A 330-nucleotide genomic window follows, 5' to 3' on the forward strand; every position below is an offset into this window, starting at 1 on the left:
ATGGTGTTGTCTGCTTCACCCGAAGCTTCCAATTCATCAAGACGTTTTTTTACCCATACATCCATTTTATTTACCGCATCATAATACCAAGCAATATCATCTTTAATCTCTTCTACATCTGGCAAATATGGAGGCAATGTAACACTATCAAGAGCAATGGTTCTTGGTTCTCTCCCTTTAGTATTTCTAGTCGCTACCCGTTTTGTATGTGTACCACTATAATTGAACACAGAAAAGAAGGGTTGCGCTTTGCTTGGTCTGTTAAGATAACTTGCCTTTTTGTTAGATTCATTCCATAAGTTTTTAGGTGTATTATTGGCATTGTAATCT

General features: G+C 36.7%; 1 pseudogene. It reads right to left on the bottom strand.

Annotated elements, in window-relative coordinates:
- Positions 1–330 (bottom strand): annotated as a pseudogene (locus KI686_RS16080) (hypothetical protein); the annotation flags it as partial.

The sequence above is a fragment of the Polaribacter sargassicola genome (genome assembly GCF_021991835.1).
Classification (GTDB): Bacteria; Bacteroidota; Bacteroidia; order Flavobacteriales; family Flavobacteriaceae; genus Polaribacter; species Polaribacter sargassicola.